We start from the raw sequence: 14,885 nt of genomic DNA, 5'->3' as shown, positions 1-14,885 counted from the left end.
TCAAATACTTGATTGAAGTTAGCCCTTATCCTTCAGAAAGTCAAGGGATAAGGGGTAAAAATCAAAAACAATTACAATGGAGGAGTTGGCTTGTTTGCTAACTTTCCAGCAACGGTTCTTATACAAGCATAAAAATCCATAACTGGAAATAAAACCCTGATAGATAACAGGTAAATAGGTAAAGTTTGTCCAACTCCGTTTTTCTTTAGAGATGCCCGCAGGAGCGGGAGGAGAAGCGTCTGTTTTTACAAAGGCAAAGAAAAACTCAATACAACAGTAGGTATCTATCAATTTGAATAAGCGTTACTAGTCCTTATATTGTCTTCTTCAAACAGTAGATACCCTATTGTTGTAGCCAATTTAAAAAAAGATTGAGTTTAAAAATGAAAACCCTTATTATGTTAGAATACAGAAAAATTCGTTTACTATTTTTTGTATTTACTCTAATTCATCTTACCAGTTGTTCGTCTGTACAGAAAGTAGAAATAGAAAATTTTCAAGGCATAATTATTTCTAACGATTCAATAGATGCGTATGTCAAGACAAAAATGGAGGAGTTGAAAATTCCTGGAGCATCATTAGCTATTATCAATAAAGGAAAGGTAGTTCATCATCAAACTTATGGGTATGCCAACTTTGAAAAAAAATTAAAAGTTACCGAAAATACAATATTTGAAGGTGCCTCTATATCAAAATCTGTATTCTCTTTTTTTGTAATGAAATATGTTGAAGAAGGCAAATTAAATTTAGACAAACCTTTATTTAAATATTTAGAATATCCTGATATTGCTTATGATGAAAGGTATAAAAAAATAACTGCACGAATGGTTTTAAGTCATCGTTCTGGATTTCCAAATTGGAGAGAAAACGAACCAGACAATAAATTAAAAATTAAGTTTGAACCGGGAACTAATTTTGAATATTCTGGAGAAGGTTATCAGTATTTAGCTCTGGTCTTGAAAGAAATTGATGGAGGAAATTGGACTGACTTAGAAAATAAATTTCAGCATAAGGTTGCTAAACCCCTAAAGATGGAACATTCTTCATTTATTCCTAATGAAAATTTGGAACAAAAAAAAGCAGAACCATATGATAAGAATAATAATTGGATTGATTTGAAAAAGAATTATTGGTACAAAAAAGATAAAGGAAATTTTGTTTCAGCTTCATCAATTCATACAGAGCCAATTGATTTTTCAAAATGGATGATAGCTGTGATGAATAAAGAACAGTTAAGTAAAAGTAGTTACGATGAACTTTTTAAACCACATTCAACAATTACTGCTGAAAACGGAATAACATATTTTTATTCATTGGGATTCGCTTCTGATAGCACAAAACCCGAAAACACCTATTATCATAGCGGAAGTAATGATGGATTTACTTGTTGGTATTTAATAAATACAGAAAAAGATTGGGGTTTCGTTGTTTTTACGAATTCTGAATATGGAATAGAACTTGGAGAAAACCTATTTGATTATTTAAGAGAATAAATATAGAAAAACTGGCTACAACAATTATAAAAATAATAACGGTTTAATCGCTAAAACCAAAGTAAGTAAATATAAAAAAGGTCTGTGTTTAATCGAAAAGTTAGTGCGTGAAAATCCGCTACTATTCTTATACTAGACCGTTGGTGTGCCACCAAGCTGTGGTAATACAGTAGGTGTAAATCCCTCCTAAATAATTTGCTTTTCATTTTGAAGAGCTTCACTCGTGAGGGTTTCGCTGAAGCTCGGTATGCTCAAATGTGCAAGCTAAAATGCATAAGGGTGAACCCATAGTAGCTTCGAGAAGTGTATCTGTAGATGGGGAGAGTTTTGACGGTCTCAAACCCTGGAACGTTGCATGGATTAACAGCAATGTGAAGTGCAATGGTCTACCGGAGTCATAGGGGTGGCGTGGTTATAGATGGACTACTACGGAACCTCGATTGAAAAGTCGGGGCAGGCTGTGGGAGGTCTCTTGTTTCAAAAGTTGGCAACCATAAACGGGCTGATATAAGCATAGCGAAGTTCAGCAAGGGGACAAGAGAAGTCGGAGGAGCCCATAGTACCTACGATTGCAGTGTGAACAAAAACCATAATAGGAAAGGGGCTCTACTTTAGAGAAGCGAATATGGAATCGATACTTTCAGTACTGGCTTAGTCCTATTCGGCTGAATTTATAGGTAGTTGATTCTAAATGTCGCTATTTGTTTGTTCAAATATGAAGAGAAAGCAGATGTGATTCATTTAGCTCATGGATTATACATATGTTGGGTAGATTCATGTGAAAAGCAAATAAAGAAGGCTATCGGTAAGCCGTATGAGGGAAAACTTCATAGCCTGCCCTGTAATTAACAGGGTACGGTTTGATGAAGGGGGCGCTGATAGTTTGCTTCTTATTATTATCTTTATAGGTATTTATAAAGTGGACTATCAGGCTCTACTCTACCCCATAATTTAAAAAAAATGAAAAATTACTTCCTGATTTTATGTGCTCTTTTAGTTCAAAATGTGTTTGCTCAAAAACAGGAGGAAGTCATTCCGTCAAATGAAAAGGCGATAATTTACATCGACTCTGTAGAAACCTCGACACCTATTGATACAATGATTGAGAATGAAGTATTCCTTATCACAGAATATGATGCTTCAAATTCTGAATGGATTATGGTCGATATACCAATGAATAAAATGTCGAAAAGTAAATCAGGAAAAATTGACTTTTTCAAAACAGGCTATGTAAAAAAGATAGACATTAACCTGATTGATAAATTTTCAAAAGAGCTTGAGAAAAATGTAAGAATCACATTCAAAATAGTCAAAGCTGATACTAACAAGAATATCCCAATAGAAAATCTTAAGTATGGACTAGAAATTCCGCTGAAAGACTCTTACCAAATCACAAAAATGTCAATTGAATGGAAAGGTGAAATTAGGTTAACCGACGCTGTATTCTATGAAGATTTGTACAATGTTTCCTTTAAAGAAGGTGAACTTTCGAGTTCCGACAGTAAAAAATTCGAAATGTTTCAGAAAGGAGAATCATTCTTTATAAAACACAACTGTGGTGACGGAGCAGGATCGTATGAAATTACTTGGGTAATTAAGGACGGAAATATCGTACAAAGATTAGTTGATACGATATAAAAATAAAAATAACTATGGGCAACAATTAAGCTACAATGATGCGATTAAGGCTACGGTTCATTGTAGTCCCGATCGATCGGGATTGGACTCAGCCTCCGGTAGCTTCTTCTATGGGGATTGGATTGGTTTTGTTGGGTAATTCAGGAAATTAGGTGGTTTTAAAATTATTAAAAAGTGGACGAATTGATTGTTTAGTAGCACTTGTATACCAGCCGCATAGTTTTTTGATTTATTTTTAGTGGAACATCATATGGATTAACAGGAATGTGAAGTGCAATGAGCTATGCTACCGAAGCCATAAGGGGTGGCGTAGTAATATATGAATTTAACAACTGCAGGGTAGATTCATGTGTAAAGCAAATAATCAAGGCTATCGGTAAGCCGTAAGAAGGAAAAGTACCCTGTATTTAACTGTGTACGGTTTGATGAAGGGTTACTGATTCTTTACTTGTTATTAGTATCTTTAGAGGTACTGACAAAGTAGGCTATCAGGCTCTACTCTACTGCAGCATGCTGGAAAAACGAACTATATTGATAAATTTTGTAACTTAGATAAAAAATAAATCATGGGATACGAAGCGATTAAATTAGAACTTATTGAGTGGCTTACTAAGCTGGATGACAGTGAGACAATTGAATATTTGAAAATTGTGAAAGACTCAAAATCTAATGATAATGACTGGTGGGATGATTTATCTGACTTACAAAAACGGGGGATTGAGAGAGGATTAAATGATATTAAAAACGGTCGGACAATTTCTCACGAGGAAGTAAAAAGTAGGTATGGGCTATAAGCTACGATGGTCAGACGAATCTGTTAAAAATCTGGAGGATATACTTGATGATATCAAATTTAAATGGACTGATAAAGAAGTCGATAATTTTAAAAGTAAACTAAGCCATCAACTTGATTTAATAGTTCAAAATCCATACATGTTTCCTGTTTCGACAATAAAAAATGGACTGAGAAAAGCAGTGTTGAGTAAACAAACGACTATTTTCTATCAGATAATTGACGATATTGTTTATTTAACTTATCTGCATATTAACAAAAAGGATATCGATAAGATCAAATAATGCAGGACAGCACAACATACAATATAAAACAGTTGGGGTTCAGTGGTTTGTGAGGTTTTTGTTTTTCAAATCAACTTTTTTTTCGATGGATACGAACGCGCTCCGAATATCCAACCGTTTCATATTTTTAAATGTTAGTGTGCCACCAAGCTGTGGTAATGCAGTAGGTGTAAATCCCACCTAAATAATTTGCTGTTCATTTTGAAGAGCTTCACTCGTGAGGGTTTCGCTGAAGCTCGGTATGCTCAAATGTGCAAGCTAAAATGCATAAGCGTGAACCCATAGTAGCTTCGATAAGTGTACTTTTAGATGGGGAGAGTTTTGACGGTCTCAAACCTTGGAACATTACATGGATTAACAGCAATGTGAAGTGTAATGGTCTAAAGGAGTCATAGGGGTGATTCATTTTGCTCATGGTTTATCCAAATGCTGGGTAGATTCATGTGAAAAGCAAATAAAGAAGGCTATCGGTAAGCCGTATGAGGGAAAACTTTCCGGTATTTAACAGGATACGGTTTGATGATGGGGGTGCTGATAGTTTACTTGTTATTAGTATCTTTAGAGGTACTGACAAAGTAGGCTATCAGGCTCTACTCTACGCACCCATTTTATGACAAAGACCAAATTACATAACATACTGACAATTTTCGTCCTGATAATGGCAATTATCCAAGCACCATTAATTTATTATTATACCTTCGGATTATTTTCTTTCTTTATTGCAATGCCTTACCTGGTAATTGGGCTTGGACTTACAGTTTGGCTACTGACGGTAGTCTTGAAAAATACAAAATCAGAGGAAACAAAATTTCAGAAAATTGGAGTTGTCCTGACAATTTTAATTGGTAGTTTGACCTTGTTTTTCGGTGAAGACCTAATTGAAAAATTAGATTGGCATTTAAGAAAAACCTCACGAGATGAAATTATTGAACTAATTAAGGCGGACAAACTAAGACCTAATGTAAGCCATAACAACATAATCTGTACTTTAGACAATTGGAATATTCCTCCTATCTCAAATGGAGGAAACGAAATTGCAATTCATAAGACAGTTGAAAACAAATTGACAGTTGAATTTTATATAAACAGGGGTTTTCTAGACCATTATTCTGCGTTTGTATATACTGATGATGAAGATAAAATAAAAGAATTAGAAGAGAGAATGACTTGGGAAAAGGGCTTACACGTAAACAAAAAACTTGAAGAAAATTGGTACAGAGTATCCTTCTAACAAGAAGTAATACTGGTGCTAACAGCACCTACCCAAAAGGCGTGATTTCATGTTCCATAGACCGTTTTGTGGTTAATGGAATTTTAGTTTTTCAAATCAAGTTACGTGGTAAATGTCTCGCCCTTCGGGTAGCTGCCAACCGTTAGCATTCATTAAAAACAATGCAGTTTCAAGTAGTAAGAATAAAAAGTAATAACCTTACAAATTCTCGCACAGCTGTGCGAGAATTTGTAAATTGGTCTTCTATCACAAGTGTGCGAGAAATGCGAAATATTAGATGAACGACTTAAAACTATACGACAACTTTTTCAATGAGATATTACAGACCATAAGTTCTGCCAGATATGAAGCCTATAAATCGCTGAACAAGCACCATACAGGATTGAATTTTGAAATCGGAAAACTTATAGTCAAAAACCAAGAAGTCAATAATTGGGGCAAATCAATTGTCGAGACGCTATCGACAGACATTAACAAACAAATTGACGGGATAAAAGGTTATTCTGCCCAGAATTTATGGCGAATGAGACAGTTTTACCTTGAATATAAGGACGAACAAGAGCTTTTAGAATTGGCTGCCAAAATTCCGTGGGGGCAGAACTTGCTTATAATGCACCAAGTAAAAGGCCGTGAAGAACGAAAGTATTATTTGAATGCAACTGATAAAATGGCTTGGAGTAGGTCAGTTCTGTTAAACCAAATCAAGGCAAATGCCTATCAAAACCATTTGATAAACCCAAAACAGTGCAACTTTGAAAATGCGCTTCCTGTTCACTTATCAGAACAAGCAAGTGAAGCATTAAAAAGCGAATACAACCTTGATTTTCTTGGAATAAACAAACCCGTTTTGGAACGAGAATTAGAAAATCGCCTTATTGAAAACATAAGAGATTTGCTATTGGAACTTGGTTACGGTTTCAGCTTTATTGGAAATCAATATCGTCTAAGATTAAACCAAAAAGAATATTTCATTGACTTGCTTTTCTACCACCGAATTTTAAAATGTTTGGTAGCCATAGAACTTAAAACGGTAGAATTTGAACCTGAATTTGCAGGAAAAATGAATTTCTATCTCGAACTGTTGGACGAACAAGAAAAACAACCTGACGACAACCCTTCCATTGGAATAATACTATGCCCCACCAAAGACAATATAGAAGTTGAATACTCTTTAAGAACGAACATAAAACCAATTGGAGTTGCAGAATACAAACTAACTCACGAACTCCCTAAACAGTTAAAAGGAAAAGTACCAACAGAAAAAGAATTAAAACGAATGCTAAAAAAGGCTATACGTAATGCGGGAGATAGTGCCGAAGATAAAAATGAGAGTAATAAATAAGCTTATCTGCAAGCCCAAAGTGAAGCGCCTTGAAATCCCGCACTACGCATACGTGTGCCGAGAGTAACGAACGGCTGAAAATCGTTACGCAACTGTTTATAAGATGGTGGAACCGACCCACCGGTGTTGTCCTACGGGGGAGAGCATCAAACCACCATAAGGTACTTTGGTGGCAGCGTCAAGGTTCTGAGCGTTATGGAAAAGGCCAGGTCAAGAGCGTGGTCAGGTAAGGATAAAGGAGATGAATGCAAATGAACCTCTGATGAAGTGTCCCTGATACTCAGGGCAGGCTGAGAAAGTGCTACATTCTGTCAAAAGTGTTTGAAGTATGACAAACATTATTGAGTTCAGTGGTTACCTGTTTATTGACTGGACGGTCCCGATGCCTCGGGATCATTTAGGAGGCATAGCCTGTCCCGTATTTACGGGAACCTTTATTCGGGCTTATTTACGGAACTCGGGAACCTGGATCAAGATGCAAAGTGAAACGCACAATAAGATCAACTTAGAGGCAGATTAGCGATGTTTGGTTCAGGGACGGACCAATCCGTAGTAGTGTTGAAATTTCTGTAATAAAGACGGAGCGAAGGGATTGGCTTATACAGTTTTCATCAGTTTTACAACAACACTAGATACTCGTTGTTAGCGGTCACTGAAAACCGACCCCTTTCAAATCCTAAATCCACAACATAATTCATTTTTTTAATAAAATATTTGAGAAACCGATTGATTGCATATATATTTGCAACTGATTGGTTTCATGATTTAAATAAAATAGAATATGAGAAAATTAAAATTACAAGTCCAAATGACCATAGACGGTTTTATTTCAGGTCAAAACGGAGAAATGGATTGGATGAAATTTCCCTGGACAGATGACATTTTAAACTATGTACGAGAGATTACTGAACCTGTGGATACAATTGTTTTAGGCAGAAAATTAGCAGAAGGTTTTATTCCGCATTGGGCAAATGTTGCCAAAGACCCTAGCAACCCTGAATACGAAGGCGGTGTTAAGTATGCTACCACACAAAAAATTGTATTTACCAAAACACTTGACAAATCAATTTGGGAAAATACTGAAATTTCAAAGGGCGACTTGGTCGAAGAAATTACCAATTTAAAGAATATGCCAGGAAAAGACATTATTGCTTATGGTGGTGGTGAGTTTGTTTCCTCACTTATTAAAAACAAACTCATTGATGAATTACATTTATTTGTAAACCCCGCTGCTATTGGAAACGGAATGCCCATTTTTAAAGAGTTGTCCGAAATGCAAAAATTTAATCTTGATGAGGTACAAAAGTTTGATTGCGGCATTGTTGTAATGGTCTATAAACCCATATAATATATGCGTAGAGACGTTTTTCAAGCAATTGCAGACCCAACAAGACGAGCCATTATTATGCTTTTGGCTGTTGGTGCTTTGACACCAAATGCCATAGCCGATCATTTTGATTCAAGTAGGCAAGCTGTTTCAAAACATTTGCGAATACTTACAGAGTGTGAAATACTTACTCAGGAGCAACAAGGCAGAGAAATTCATTATCACCTAAATGCCGATAAAATGAAAGACGTGGAAAAATGGCTGGAACAATTTAAAATGTTAATGGCAAAACGCTTTGACCAATTGGATACCGTTTTAGAACAATTAAAATCAAAAGGAAAATGAACCCAAACTTAAAATTTGACTTCATAGTCAATAAAGAAAACAACACTGTTAATATAGAACGTGAATTTGCCGCAAACCTTGAATTGGTTTGGGAAGCTTGGACAAATCCTGAAATTCTTGACCTATGGTGGGCTCCTAAACCCTATAAAACCAGAACGAAATCAATGGATTTTCGCGAAGGCGGACTGTGGCTTTATGAAATGTTCAATGCCGAAAGTAAAAACCCACAAGAATGTCATTGGTGTAAAAACGATTACATCAAAATTGCACATCAAAAAATGTTTTCGGGTTTGGACGCATTCTGTGATGAATACGGAGTAATTAACCAAGCTATGCCCCGCACACAATGGACAAACGAGTTCAATGAAAATGGAGAAAAAACACTAGTAACCATTACCGCCAAATACGAGAGCCTTTCAGACTTAGAAAAGATTATCCAAATGGGCTTTAAAGAAGGTTTCACCATGGCTATGGAAAATCTTGACCAGTACATTGAAGCACAATTCAAACTTCGCAAGCAAAACAAATCAAACAATATGGCAAGAGTATCAACTTATGTAAATTTTCAGGGTAACACTGAAGAAGCATTCAATTTCTACAAATCAGTTTTTAAAACAGATTTTATTAATGGTATCAAACGTTTTGACGAAGTACCTGCAGACTCAAATCAACCACCCATGGCTGAATCGGTTAAAAAAATGGTGTTGCACGTTGAATTGCCAATAGTTGGTGGGCATATATTAATGGGGACTGACGCACCAAAAGAAATGGGATTCACATTAACAAAGGGAAACAATATGCATATTAATCTAGAACCGGATTCTCGTGAAGAGGCAAAACGTCTTTTTGATGCACTTTCAGAAGGTGGACAAATTGAAATGCCTATTGAAGATACGTTTTGGGGAGCGTACTACGGAAGTTTTACAGACAAGTTTGGTATCAATTGGATGATTAATTATCAAAACAAAGAATGACTATGAAAAAGAAATTTTAAACGTATTGTCTATTCTTTTGGGACTTTTACTAATCAACGGTGGTCTGGATAAATTTTTCCATTACATGCCCATTCCGCCCGATTTACCAGAAGCCTTGGTTAAAGACAATTTAGCCTTTATGGAAATTGCCTGGCTCATGCCTTTGGTCGGATTTGCAGAGCTTGTAGGTGGTATATTAATTTTATTTCCTTTAACAAGAGCCTTAGGAGCTTTGGTTATTTTCCCTGTCATGGTTGGGATATTGCTTAGGCATATTTTTGTAGCTCCCGAAGGCTTAATTATTGCTGCGATAATTTGAACAATTCTACTTTGGATGATTTATGAGAATAGACACAAATATTTAAGTTTATTAAAATGACAAAATCAGAAATTGCAAAGGCATTCTCCAACGGGGAATTTGAAAAGACCTACGATTTTATAGCTGAAAATGCAGAATGGATTGTAATCGAAGAAGACAAATTTACAGGTAAACAAGCCATTATTGATAATTGCGAGAAAGTTGGTAGCTACTTCAAGTCAGTAACGACAGACTTCAAAACACTCAACACCATTGCAGATGGAAATATAGTTGTAATTAATGGAACAGCTGAGTTTTTAAGGGATGGCAAACGGATTTCGTTTGTTTCAGCATGTGATGTTTATGAATTTAATGACCAGGACAATATTAAAACCGTTACCTCTTATTGTATTCAATCAAAATAAAAAAGGTAATAGATGACAATAAGAGTTATGGGAAATTGAAAAATTAAATTTTATGGGAAAAGTGTTAATACACCTAACAATGTCACTTGACGGATTTATTGCAAAACCTAATGAAGACGATTGGGGTTGGATTTTCAAACATGCGGCTGACGACTCTGATGATATGGGAAATCGAGTTATGCAAGAGTTAGGAGCAGTAGTTCTTGGTAACAAGGACTTTAGAAACAACAAAGTTACAGCTGATGCTCTTCCGTATGGGGGACTACAAATACCACAATTCGTTGTAACCCACAATGCCCGTGAACCACTTTCTGTAGGGCCATTGACATTTAACTTTGTTACTGGCGGAGTAGAAAAAGTAATTCAAAAAGCCAAGAAGGCAGCAGGAACAAAAAATGTTGCAATATTGGGGCATAGCATTGCTCAACAAGGTCTTGAGTTAGGTCTTGTGGATGAATTGGTCCTTCATGTTTATCCTGTCATTTTTGGGAATGGGTTAAGACTTATTGATCAATTTGGCTGTCAACCTATTGATCTTGAACGGATAGAAATTATATCAACGACCCAAATTACAAGTATGCGGTTTCGAGTAATTGGATAGAAATTTTCCATGCGAAAATCAATACAAGATGAAAACGATCCGCTAACGGTGTATAAAATAAAAAGACAAGATATTAATAAAATTATGGCAAAATTGACATCATTCACATTCATTTCTTTAAACGGATTTTATAAAGGAATTAACGAGGATATAAATTGGCACCAACACGGAGGAGAAGAGGCCCAATATTCAGTTGAGAGCTTAAAATCGAACGACACTCTTCTATTCGGCAGAGTAACCTACGAAATGATGAAAAGTTTTTGGCCAACTCAAATGGCTTATGACTCTTTTCCCGAAGTTGCAGATGGCATGAATAATTCAGAAAAAATTGTCGTTTCTAAAACGTTAGAATCAACTGATTGGAAAAACACTCAAATTATCAACGAAAACCTAATAGATAGAATAGCGGAATTAAAAAAAACGAGTAATAAGAACATTACACTTTTAGGGAGCGGAAAGATTTTAGCACAACTTATGAATGCGAATTTAGTGGATGAATATCAAATTATGATAGACCCAATATTCATTGAAAAAGGAGAACCGATTTTGGACAATCTGAAAAATAATATAAAACTCGAACTGACAAAAAGCAAAGTTTTTAAAAGTGGAACAATCTTACTTTATTATAAACCGAAAACGAATTAAGAAATAAAGCCAGCACAATACAATGTATATAAAAAATAGGCGAAATTGTAATAAATTCAAGGGTTTTGGTTCGCGTCAAACTTTGTGCTTAACGGAAAGTTTAGTGCTTCGAAATCGCCAACTTTTCATATGTGTGGCGAGAGTAACGATAGGCTAAAAAATCGTTATGCAACTGTTTATAAGATGGGCAAGGTATCGCTACAAAAGGTATAGAAACAACCTTACAAAAGATTATAAATGGTTGGACAGGGTTCGGATACAATATCCAAGTCTGTTTTATCACTGGCCTGTGGGAGGTCTCTTGTTTCAAAGGTTGGCAACCTTAAACGGGCTGATATAAGCATAGCGAAGTTCAGCAAGGGGACAAGAGAAGTCGGAAGAGCCCATAGTACCTACGATTGTAGTGTGAACAAAAGCATAAATAGGAAATGGGTTCTGCTTTAGATATACGAATATAAAAAGTACTTCAATGACAAAGATCACTTTTATCAGCACTAGGTACAAAAAAAATGGTAAATGTAATGCTGATAATCTCTGTAGCATATTGGAGATCCAGAAACCTGAAGTGATTTTTCTAGAAGCACTTGAAGCCACATACTCTCAATTTGAAAGGATCAATTTCTCATCATTTGGAATTTATCACCACAAACTTGAGATAGAAGCTTTACAGAAACTTTCAGCACATTTTTCTTTCAAATATGTACCAGTTTTGGACAATGAAATTACGAATCTATTTGATAAGAAATATAATAGTATTCCTGTAAATAATGAATTGGATGCAATGCTTCTTGAATTTAGCAAATTAGAGTGCCTCGAAGGTTTTGAGTTTTTAAATAGTGCCAGGGGTATGGCTCTACATTCAAAAATGAGAGATTTTGAAAACAGTCTTTTACAAGATGAAGAATTTTTAAAAACTTATGATGTAAAACTTGAGGAATACGAAAATTCAATGATTCAGAATATCTATTCATTTTGTAAGTTCAACTCTTTCGAAAAAGGAGTTTATATGTGTGGTTCTGCACATAGGGAATCTTTAATTAAAAAGTTCGAACTCTTTGAGTGTAAAGAAAAGCTCGGTATTAAATGGGAGGTATTTGGTGATTAAAGAGAAAAACTGCGTATAATAACCAATCATTCTGACAGCTGGCACTTCGACAACCTTCGTAAGCATCCGACGAACCCATATAGATTAATTTTGAGTTGTTGGATTTTATGCTTTGAGGAGCTACTTGATTTTATGTTTCTCCCAATTGGAAGGTAGTAGTTGATAGAGATCTTTTTGCTTGTGGCTCTGGATTCTTTCGAATACGTCCTTGAGCCATTCAAACTCATTAATTTTGTTCTTTTTGCAGCTGGCCATGAAAGAATACATGGCTGCTGTCATCTCCGCAGCCTTGTGCGATCCTGCAAATAGATACGCTTTACGACCTATAGCTAGTGGACGAACGGCATTTTCAACCAGGTTATTGTCTATTTCCATTTGTCCATGAAGTGCATAAACACTCAGTCCTGCCCATCTTGACCTCGTATATTCTATAGCCTTGCCCATTGGACTTGTTGGCCTATGGCTGTATTGGTGCTTTTCCAGCCATTGCCCTAATCTGTCCAGCACAGGAGTGGCATGCTCTTTTCTCTCCTTCGTTTTCTGTAGATAGTCATACCCCTTTTCTCTCATCTGTGCTTCCAGCTTATAGAGTAGTTGCATCTCATCAAGGACATGGTTTGCCTGTTCTTCATTGTCATTGAGCGCTTCTACAAACTTGCGTCTGGCATGTGCCATACAAAACGTTAAATGAATAGTGTCATGCTTCCCATAAAGGGAATCATACACCTTGTAGCCATCCGTTTGGATGATACCCTTAAAGTCAGCAAGCATTTCTTTGGGACCCGATCGATCCCTCCCTTTTCTGTAATCAAAGAGTACTAGTCTATCTACCGGCGCATGATAAAGCCACATGAACCCCTGATGAATACCTTTTTTGTTATCTCTATCTAACACTTTTATAGGCGTTTCGTCTACCTGAAGGTATTTTTGACTTAGGACTACCATACTGAGTAGATCGGAGAGTGGCTTGAGCTGTTCCCAGCCCTTAATTACCCAGTCAGAGGCACTCGAAGCAGGGATTCTTACGCCCATCTTGCTGTATTTATCCAGCTGCCTGTGAAGCGGCATTCCGTAGACATATTTGTCTACGATAAGTTGAGCAATCACTGATTCTGAAGGTATTCCCTTTTCTATTACTCTATCTGGTAATGTACCAATGAGGATGCCTTCACCGTTCGGTCTTGCGTATTTTGGACGCACGTAGCGTTTCACATAAAAAGATGCCGGAACTACTTCCAATACTTCGGTTACTTCCTGACCTATCTGTACACAACCTTCAGTGGATTCTTTTGGCTCTATCACCACTTCTTCCCTTCTGAGCTCTTCGGGAAGGCTCATACGAGAGGTGCCCTTGGCTCTTTTCTTTGGAGTGGTTTTTTGCTCTGTGGTAGGTACTGACTCGGAAAGCTCCTCTTGTACAGCTTGGGTAGTGCCTAGCTCGAAAAGCCCCATCTGATTTAGTCCCACATTAGCGGTTCTCTTTTCACTCTTGGTGCCAAAAATATACCCCCTGAACTTTTCAAGTTCATGCTGTAGGTCTGCTATTGCACTTTCCTTTTCGGAGATGGTCAACAATGACTCCTGATGGGCTTGGAGCTCTTGCTCATATAGCTTTTTGTAGTCGATTGTCTCATTTTCCATGACATAAAAATAAGCATAAAAAATAGGTTTGAAGTAGTTTTAAGGCACTTTTTTACTCAATTCACCTGTTTATTTTCATGCCCTTTTTAAAGGTGTGTATCGGGTTCTGTAGCGTACCGATTCTAGCCTTACCCCCTGTAAGAGAAAGCTGAGTTGGGTACTCGTAATGGCTGTTCCGGTGAGAATAGGACGTTCAAAAGTGCCTCGTTCCAACTTTTTAATATATAAGGCAAAACCATCTTTGTCCCATTGCAAAAGTCGGATTTGGTTGCCTCGCTTGCCAATAAAAATGAACACATCTCCATTCATGGGGTCAAAGCCAAGCTTGTTACGTACCAGTCCAGAAAGGGCATTGATACCAAAACGCATATCAGTGGGCTTATCATATAAAAAGTAACGACATGAAGAGGATAGCGCAAGCATTCGTTAGACAAGAAGCGTTTTAATAAACTCAGGTGAGACCCCATCATAGATTTCCAGGCTGATTCCTGAAGGATAATGAATATGCGCTATTACTCGGCCAACTCGACCAACAGATGGGATAGGGTCCAGCAATTGAAAAGCTTTTCCATTATTTGTTTCTTCTTCCTGTGCGCTGAATTTTTTGGTCCAATAATAAAAAGTTGTTCGAACAATACCATGCATATCGGAAAATTCTGATCTGCTAACCCCTGAGGATAACCATTCTTGATAAAGTTTACGCATATTGCTTTCTGTCTGTCTTTTCATGACACAAGTTTAGC

At 36.6% G+C, this 14,885-nt stretch carries 20 protein-coding genes; 16 read left to right on the top strand and 4 right to left on the bottom strand.

Translation table 11 applies throughout. The features are described from left to right. Nucleotides 1-18: 18 nt before the first annotated feature. Entirely contained in the window at nt 19-291 is a 273-nt protein-coding gene (locus tag CA2015_RS24805; RefSeq protein ID WP_157470366.1) for a hypothetical protein, read from the bottom strand. A 92-nt stretch (nt 292-383) separates the two neighbouring features. Here CA2015_RS24805 and CA2015_RS07275 point away from each other — a divergent pair, with 92 nt between their 5' ends. The 16 genes from CA2015_RS07275 to CA2015_RS07210 all read left to right on the top strand — a co-directional run bounded on the left by CA2015_RS07275 (nt 384) and on the right by CA2015_RS07210 (nt 12,501). Further along, nucleotides 384-1,493 (top strand): serine hydrolase domain-containing protein, encoded by a 1,110-nt coding sequence (locus tag CA2015_RS07275; protein WP_048641311.1) that lies wholly within the window; start codon nt 384-386, stop codon nt 1,491-1,493. A 960-nt stretch (nt 1,494-2,453) separates the two neighbouring features. Then, entirely contained in the window at nt 2,454-3,131 is a 678-nt protein-coding gene (locus CA2015_RS07270) for a hypothetical protein (protein ID WP_048641310.1), read from the top strand. 566 nt (nt 3,132-3,697) lie between these two features. After that, nucleotides 3,698-3,925, top strand: coding sequence for a hypothetical protein (locus CA2015_RS07265; protein ID WP_048641309.1), 228 nt, complete (start codon nt 3,698-3,700; stop codon nt 3,923-3,925). Further along, the gene (locus CA2015_RS07260) at nt 3,915-4,208 is read left to right on the top strand and encodes a type II toxin-antitoxin system RelE/ParE family toxin (protein WP_048641308.1); all 294 of its coding nucleotides are present in this window, start codon (nt 3,915-3,917) and stop codon (nt 4,206-4,208) included. The genes CA2015_RS07265 and CA2015_RS07260 overlap by 11 nt, the downstream gene beginning before the upstream one ends. 610 nt (nt 4,209-4,818) lie before the next feature. Further along, the gene (locus CA2015_RS07255; RefSeq protein WP_048641307.1) at nt 4,819-5,439 is read left to right on the top strand and encodes a hypothetical protein; all 621 of its coding nucleotides are present in this window, start codon (nt 4,819-4,821) and stop codon (nt 5,437-5,439) included. A gap of 277 nt (nt 5,440-5,716) precedes the next feature. Then, nucleotides 5,717-6,781 carry a PDDEXK nuclease domain-containing protein gene (locus CA2015_RS07250; RefSeq protein WP_048641306.1) on the top strand — a complete coding sequence of 355 codons (1,065 nt, stop codon included), beginning with the start codon at nt 5,717-5,719 and terminating at the stop codon, nt 6,779-6,781. A 328-nt stretch (nt 6,782-7,109) separates the two neighbouring features. Then, a complete protein-coding gene (locus tag CA2015_RS24800; protein WP_157470363.1) occupies nt 7,110-7,301 on the top strand; it encodes a hypothetical protein in 192 nt (63 codons plus the stop codon). A gap of 261 nt (nt 7,302-7,562) precedes the next feature. Beyond that, the gene (locus CA2015_RS07245) at nt 7,563-8,129 is read left to right on the top strand and encodes a dihydrofolate reductase family protein (protein WP_048641305.1); all 567 of its coding nucleotides are present in this window, start codon (nt 7,563-7,565) and stop codon (nt 8,127-8,129) included. Between the two features lie 3 nt (nt 8,130-8,132). Beyond that, the gene (locus tag CA2015_RS07240; protein WP_048641304.1) at nt 8,133-8,453 is read left to right on the top strand and encodes an ArsR/SmtB family transcription factor; all 321 of its coding nucleotides are present in this window, start codon (nt 8,133-8,135) and stop codon (nt 8,451-8,453) included. Next, complete coding sequence (locus CA2015_RS07235; RefSeq protein ID WP_048641303.1) at nt 8,450-9,427, top strand: SRPBCC domain-containing protein; 978 nt, start codon at nt 8,450-8,452, stop codon at nt 9,425-9,427. The genes CA2015_RS07240 and CA2015_RS07235 overlap by 4 nt, the downstream gene beginning before the upstream one ends. After that, on the top strand, nt 9,408-9,746 hold the full coding sequence (locus CA2015_RS07230; RefSeq protein WP_394332064.1) for a DoxX family membrane protein: 339 nt from the start codon (nt 9,408-9,410) through the stop codon (nt 9,744-9,746). Before CA2015_RS07235 ends, CA2015_RS07230 begins: the two co-directional genes overlap by 20 nt. A 56-nt stretch (nt 9,747-9,802) precedes the next feature. Next, complete coding sequence (locus tag CA2015_RS07225) at nt 9,803-10,150, top strand: nuclear transport factor 2 family protein (RefSeq protein ID WP_048641301.1); 348 nt, start codon at nt 9,803-9,805, stop codon at nt 10,148-10,150. 52 nt (nt 10,151-10,202) lie between these two features. Continuing rightward, the gene (locus CA2015_RS07220) at nt 10,203-10,751 is read left to right on the top strand and encodes a dihydrofolate reductase family protein (RefSeq protein WP_048641300.1); all 549 of its coding nucleotides are present in this window, start codon (nt 10,203-10,205) and stop codon (nt 10,749-10,751) included. Nucleotides 10,752-10,760: 9 nt separating this feature from the next. Beyond that, a complete protein-coding gene (locus CA2015_RS07215; protein WP_240477939.1) occupies nt 10,761-11,396 on the top strand; it encodes a dihydrofolate reductase family protein in 636 nt (211 codons plus the stop codon). 166 nt (nt 11,397-11,562) lie between these two features. Beyond that, the gene (locus tag CA2015_RS24795) at nt 11,563-11,736 is read left to right on the top strand and encodes a hypothetical protein (RefSeq protein ID WP_157470360.1); all 174 of its coding nucleotides are present in this window, start codon (nt 11,563-11,565) and stop codon (nt 11,734-11,736) included. A gap of 129 nt (nt 11,737-11,865) precedes the next feature. After that, the gene (locus CA2015_RS07210) at nt 11,866-12,501 is read left to right on the top strand and encodes a hypothetical protein (protein WP_048641299.1); all 636 of its coding nucleotides are present in this window, start codon (nt 11,866-11,868) and stop codon (nt 12,499-12,501) included. A gap of 120 nt (nt 12,502-12,621) precedes the next feature. Here CA2015_RS07210 and tnpC read toward each other — a convergent pair whose 3' ends face one another. The 3 genes from tnpC to tnpA form a co-directional block, all read right to left on the bottom strand. Beyond that, on the bottom strand, nt 12,622-14,142 hold the full coding sequence (gene tnpC, locus CA2015_RS07205; RefSeq protein ID WP_048640356.1) for an IS66 family transposase: 1,521 nt from the start codon (nt 14,140-14,142) through the stop codon (nt 12,622-12,624). A gap of 75 nt (nt 14,143-14,217) precedes the next feature. After that, nucleotides 14,218-14,565 (bottom strand): IS66 family insertion sequence element accessory protein TnpB, encoded by a 348-nt coding sequence (tnpB, locus tag CA2015_RS07200; RefSeq protein WP_014019612.1) that lies wholly within the window; start codon nt 14,563-14,565, stop codon nt 14,218-14,220. Between the two features lie 3 nt (nt 14,566-14,568). Continuing rightward, the gene (gene tnpA / locus CA2015_RS07195; protein ID WP_048641298.1) at nt 14,569-14,871 is read right to left on the bottom strand and encodes an IS66 family insertion sequence element accessory protein TnpA; all 303 of its coding nucleotides are present in this window, start codon (nt 14,869-14,871) and stop codon (nt 14,569-14,571) included. Between the last annotated feature and the right edge of the window lie 14 nt (nt 14,872-14,885).

The organism is Cyclobacterium amurskyense (assembly GCF_001050135.1).
Classification (GTDB): Bacteria; Bacteroidota; Bacteroidia; order Cytophagales; family Cyclobacteriaceae; genus Cyclobacterium; species Cyclobacterium amurskyense.
Note: the sequence above shows the minus strand (reverse complement) of the source record. Positions and strands in the feature narration are given on the sequence as shown.